A 5,496-nucleotide genomic window follows, 5' to 3' on the forward strand; every position below is an offset into this window, starting at 1 on the left:
GGCGGCGGGGGCGCGGTGGGGCGCAGCTTCAGCCAGACCAGGAAGAAGACGCCGAGAGCGAGCATGCCGAGCCCGGTCCACAGGTTGACGTTGACGCCGACGGCCTTGTCCAGGTCGGCGTCGGACGCGGTGAGGCCGGCGATGGTGACGATGATCCCGTAGATCGTGAACAGGCCCCCGATGATGCGCCGGATGTCGAACAGCCGGGCGGCGGTGGCGGACTTGCGCTCCAGTTCGGAGACTTCGCGCTGCACGTCGGACATGTCTGGTGCCTCCGGGGCGGATCAGAGGGAGTACGGGAGGTACAGGGCGGCGGCCAGGACGACGGCGCCCCAGCCGAGCAGCGCCGGGCGGCGGTACCAGGCGTCGTCGCCTTCGGCGGGCGGCTCCTCCATGCCCGGCGAGCGCGTCCCGTACACGAGCCCGGCCAGCTCCGCCTCGGGCTTGGGGGCGGTGAAGAGGGTGACGGCCACCATGACGACCGCGCCGGCGACGAAGCCGACGATGGCGGAGACGAAGTTGGCGCCCTGGTCGGTGGGGATGGCGATGACGCCCTGCTTGTAGACGACGAAGTAGTTGACCATCGCGGCGCCGGTGCCGGCCAGCAGGCCGTAGAAGCCGGACTTGACCGAGGCGCGCTTCCAGAACATGCCGATGATGAAGACCACGAACAGCGGCACGTTGAAGAAGGAGAACAGGGTCTGGAGGTAGCCCATGATGTTGGAGAAGCTGGCCGCGAGGAAGGCGGTGCCGATGGAGGCGACGACGCCGATCGCGGTGATCAGCCGGCCGAACTTCAGGTAGTAGGCGTCGGGGCGGTCCGTGACGACGTACTTCTGCCAGATGTCGGTGGTGAAGACGGTGTTGAAGGACGAGACGTTGGCGGCCATGCCGGCCATGAAGGCGGCGAGCAGGCCGGTGACGGCTATGCCGAGGACGCCGTTGGGCAGCAGCTCCGACATCAGCAGCGGGATGGCGTCGTTGTAGGTCAGCCCGGAGCCGTCCATGCCGATCCCGGGTACGAGCGCGGCGGCGACCAGGCCGGGGATCATCACCACGAAGACGATGAACATCTTGGGGAACGCCGCGATCAGCGGGGTGCGCTTGGCGGCGGAGAGGTTCTTGGCGGACAGCGCGCGCTGCACCTCGGCGAAGTTGGTGGTCCAGTAGCCGAAGGAGAGCACGAAGCCGAGGCCGAGCACGATGGTCAGCCAGTTCGCGCCGAGCGGGTTGGCGTCGCCGATGCCGGTGCCGCCCCAGGCGGAGAGGAAGTCCGCGCCGTGCTGCTTGCCGAGGGTGTCGGTGAGGCCGTCCCAGCCGCCGACCCGCTTCAGGCCGAGGATGGTCAGCGGGATGAGGGCGGCGAGGATGACGAAGAACTGCAGCACCTCGTTGTAGATCGCCGAGGACAGGCCGCCGACGGTGATGTAGGCGAGCACGAAGAAGCCGGCGACCACGATGGAGACCCACTGGGGCCAGCCCAGCAGCGCCTCGACGACGATCGACAGGGCGTAGAGGTTGACGCCGGAGATCAGGATCGAGGCGAACGCGAACAGCCCGGAGCTGAGCAGGTGGGCCGGCTTGTCGAAGCGGTGCAGCAGGAACTCGGGCACCGAGCGGACCTTGGAGCCGTAGTAGAACGGCATCATCACCAGGCCGAGGAAGACCATGGCGGGGATCGCGCCGACCCAGTACCAGTGCACGACGGCCACGCCGTACTGCGCGCCGGTGGCGGCCATGCCGAGGATCTCGGTGGCGCCCAGGTTGGCGGCGACGAAGGCGAGGCCGGTCACCCAGGCGGGCAGTGAGCGCCCGGAGAGGAAGAAGTCGAGGCTCGTCTTGACGCTCGCCCGGGCGGCGAAGCCGATGCCCAGGACCACGACGAAGTAGATCGCCAGGATCAGGTAGTCGAGCCAGTTGGTGGGGAGCCGTAGCTCTGCGGCCAGCACATGCATGGGTACTCGCTTCGTCGCGGGTGCGGAACAGCCACGGAACCTACGCCTCTGTGCGACGAAAATGAACAGATGTGCTCAGCTTCTTTGTTTGATTGTGATGGTGAGCCCGTCCCGGGGGTGCAAATGTCCGAGGAAAGCGCTTACCGTAGCGCGGACGTGGCGGGTGCGACGCGGCGGAGGCACCCGCTTCGTTGACGTGCCATGTGGGTGGGTGTTTGATTGTGTTTGGTTTTGGTCTGTGTGGTGGTATGAGGAGCCCGGAGTGAAGAAGACGCCGACCCGACTGGCCGACGGCCGTGAGCTGGTCTACTACGACCTGCGCGACGACACCGTGCGCGACGATCCCGACCCCCGGCCGCTCGACGCCGTCGCCACCACCTCCGAGATCCGCCGCGACCCGCTGCTCGGCGACTCGGTGGCCGTCGCCTCGCACCGGCAGGGCCGCACCTACCACCCACCGGCCGACGAGTGCCCGCTGTGCCCCTCCGCCGGCGGCCGGCACACCGAGATCCCGGCGCCCGACTACGACGTCGCCGTCTTCGAGAACCGCTTCCCCTCCCTGGCCGGCGACTCCGGGCGGTGCGAGGTGGTCTGCTTCACCTCCGACCACGACGCCTCCTTCGCCGACCTCACGGAGGAGCAGGCCGCGCTGGTGCTGGAGGCGTGGACCGACCGCACCGCCGAACTGTCCGAGCAGCCCGGCGTCGAACAGGTCTTCTGCTTCGAGAACAGGGGCGCGGAGATCGGCGTCACCCTCGGCCACCCGCACGGGCAGATCTACGCCTACCCCTTCACCACCCCGCGCACCGAGCGGATGCTCGACTCGCTGGCGGCCCACCACGCCGGGACCGGCCGCAACCTCTTCGACGACGTGCTCGCCCGCGAGGCCGCCGACGGCGAGCGGATCGTGCTGGACACCGCGCACTGGACCGCCTTCGTGCCCTACGCCGCGCACTGGCCGTACGAGGTCCACCTCTACCCCAAGCGCCGGGTGCCCGACCTGCGGGCGCTGGACGACGCGGCCCGCGCCGAGTTCGGAGGCGTCTACCTGGAGCTGCTGCGCCGCTTCGACCGGATCTTCGGCGAGGGCGAGCCGCCCACCCCGTACATCTCCGCCTGGCACCAGGCCCCGCTGCGCGATCCGCGACGCGGGGGTTTCGCCCTGCACCTGGAGTTGTTCACCGTACGGAGGACGTCCGGCAAGCTGAAGTTCCTCGCGGGCTCGGAGTCCGGCATGAGCGTGTTCATCAACGACGTGCCGCCCGAGACCGCGGCACGCCGACTGCGAGAGGTTGCGAGCACATGAGGTATCTGGTGACGGGCGGGGCCGGCTACGTGGGCGGAGTCGTCGCCGCCCACCTGCTGCGGGCCGGGCACGAGGTCACGGTCCTGGACGACCTCTCCACCGGCTTCCGGGCCGGCGTCCCGGCCGGCGCGGACTTCGTCGAGGGCCGCGTCCAGGACGCCGCCGAGCACATCGACCCCTCCTTCGACGGGGTGCTGCACTTCGCCGCGTTCTCGCAGGTCGGCGAGTCGGTGACCGACCCCGAGAAGTACTGGTCCAACAACGTCGGCGGCACCCTCGCGCTGCTCGCCGCGATGCGGGACGCCGGGGTGCGCAGGCTGGTGTTCTCCTCCACCGCCGCGACCTACGGCGAGCCGGTCTCGGAGAGAATCGCCGAGACCGACCCCACCGCGCCCACCAGCCCCTACGGGGCGTCCAAGCTGGCCGTCGACCACATGATCACCGGCGAGGCGCGGGCGCACGGCCTGGCCGCCGCCTCGCTGCGCTACTTCAACGTCGCCGGGGCGTACGGCGGGCAGGGCGAGCGGCACGAACCCGAGTCGCACCTGATCCCGCTCGTCCTCCAGGTGGCGCTGGGCCGCCGCGAGTCCATCAGCGTCTACGGCGACGACTACCCGACCCCGGACGGCACCTGCGTGCGCGACTACATCCACGTCGCCGACCTCGCCGAGGCCCATCTGCTGGCCATGGACGCGGTCCGCCCGGCCGAGCACCTGATCTGCAACCTCGGGAACGGCAGCGGCTTCTCGGTCCGCCAGGTCATCGAGACGGTACGCGAGGTCACCGGCCACCCGATCCCGGAGACCGCCGCCCCGCGCCGGGCCGGCGACCCGGCCGTGCTGGTCGCCTCCGCCGACGTCGCCCGCGACCGGCTCGGCTGGCGGCCCCGCCGCGCCGACCTGGCCGGCATCGTCGCCGACGCCTGGGAATTCGCCCGCGCGCTGCACGGGGTGCGCGCGTGAGCGGGCCGCCGGTGGGGGCCCCGGCCACCCCGGAGGAGTCCGCGCGCGCCGTCGCCGAGGGCTTCACCCGGCTCTACGGCTCCGCCCCCGAGGGCCTCTGGGCCGCACCCGGCCGGGTCAACCTGATCGGCGAGTACACCGACTTCAACGACGGCTTCGTGATGCCGCTGGCGCTGCCGCACACCGCGGTCGCCGCCGTCTCCCGGCGCACCGACGGCCGGCTGCGGGTGCACTCGGCCGACTCCGCCGAGGGCGTGGTCACCCTCGACGCGGCCGGGCTGCGGCCGGAGGACGGGGCCGGCCGGGTACACGGCTGGGCCGCGTACCCGGCCGGCGTGGTGTGGGCGCTGCGGGAGGCCGGGCACCACGCCGTCACCGGCGGCGCGGACGTCCATCTCGCCTCCACCGTGCCCACCGGCGCGGGCCTCTCCTCCTCGGCCGCCCTCGAGATCGTCGTCGCGCTCGCGCTGAACGACCTGCACGGGCTGGGGCTGACCCGCCCCGAGCTGGCGCGGATCGGGCAGCGCGCCGAGAACGCCTTCGTCGGGGTGCCCTGCGGGGTGATGGACCAGACGGCCTCCGCCTGCGCCGCCGAGGGCCACCTGCTGCACCTGGACACCCGCGACCTCTCCCTGCGCCAGGTCCCCTTCGACCTCGCCGCCCAGGGCCTGGCCCTGCTGGCGGTCGACACCCGGGTCAAGCACGCGCTCGGTGACGGCGCGTACGCCGAGCGGCGCGCCGGCTGCGAGGCGGGCGCGCGGGCGCTCGGAGTGCGCGCCCTGCGCGATGTCGGGTACGCCCGCCTGCCCGAGGCCCTGGACCGACTGGAGGACCCGACCGTCCGGGCGTACGTCCGCCATGTCGTCTCCGACAACGAGCGGGTACGCCGGACCATGGCGCTGCTGGACGCGGGCGACGCCCGCGCGGTCGGTCCGGTGCTCACCGAGGGCCATGTCTCGCTCCGGGACGACCTGCGGGTCTCCGCTCCGGAGCTGGACCTGGTGGTCGAGGCGGCGAACGCGGCGGGCGCGCTGGGCGCGCGGATGACCGGCGGCGGCTTCGGCGGCTCGGCGGTGGTGCTGGTGGAGAGCGGGGACGCCGAGGCGGTCACCAAGGCCGTCGAGGACGCCTTCGCCGCGGCCGGCCACACCGCCCCGCGCGTCTTCCCGGCCATCCCGTCGGCGGGAGCGCGGCGGGTGAGCTGAGGAGCGGACCCCGAGGGCCGCCTACGGAGGTGGGCACTTCCTGCGGGGGCGGGGGCTTCCTCTTCACG

At 71.9% G+C, this 5,496-nt stretch carries 5 protein-coding genes; 3 read left to right on the forward strand and 2 right to left on the reverse strand.

Going from position 1 to position 5,496, the window contains the following annotated elements; genetic code table 11:
• Positions 1-263: hypothetical protein (locus tag C6N75_RS04425; protein WP_105867516.1), on the reverse strand; the 263-nt coding region annotated here is incomplete at its 3' end.
• A gap of 21 nt (positions 264-284) precedes the next feature.
• Positions 285-1,955 (reverse strand): sodium:solute symporter family protein, encoded by a 1,671-nt coding sequence (locus C6N75_RS04430; protein WP_105867517.1) that lies wholly within the window; start codon positions 1,953-1,955, stop codon positions 285-287.
• Positions 1,956-2,217: 262 nt separating this feature from the next.
• On the opposite strand from C6N75_RS04430, the gene galT reads away from it, so the two are divergent.
• Genes galT through galK form a run of 3 tightly spaced genes read left to right on the forward strand, consistent with a single transcriptional unit; the run spans position 2,218 to position 5,428 of the window.
• Positions 2,218-3,261 (forward strand): galactose-1-phosphate uridylyltransferase, encoded by a 1,044-nt coding sequence (gene galT, locus C6N75_RS04435; protein ID WP_105867518.1) that lies wholly within the window; start codon positions 2,218-2,220, stop codon positions 3,259-3,261.
• Positions 3,258-4,223, forward strand: a complete 966-nt coding sequence (gene galE, locus C6N75_RS04440) for a UDP-glucose 4-epimerase GalE (protein ID WP_105867519.1) — start codon at positions 3,258-3,260, stop codon at positions 4,221-4,223. The genes galT and galE overlap by 4 nt, the downstream gene beginning before the upstream one ends.
• Before the next feature lie 11 nt (positions 4,224-4,234).
• A complete protein-coding gene (gene galK, locus C6N75_RS04445) occupies positions 4,235-5,428 on the forward strand; it encodes a galactokinase (protein ID WP_105867520.1) in 1,194 nt (397 codons plus the stop codon).
• The last annotated feature ends 68 nt before the right edge of the window (positions 5,429-5,496 follow it).

The sequence above is a fragment of the Streptomyces solincola genome, assembly GCF_002982015.1.
Classification (GTDB): Bacteria; Actinomycetota; Actinomycetes; order Streptomycetales; family Streptomycetaceae; genus Streptomyces; species Streptomyces solincola.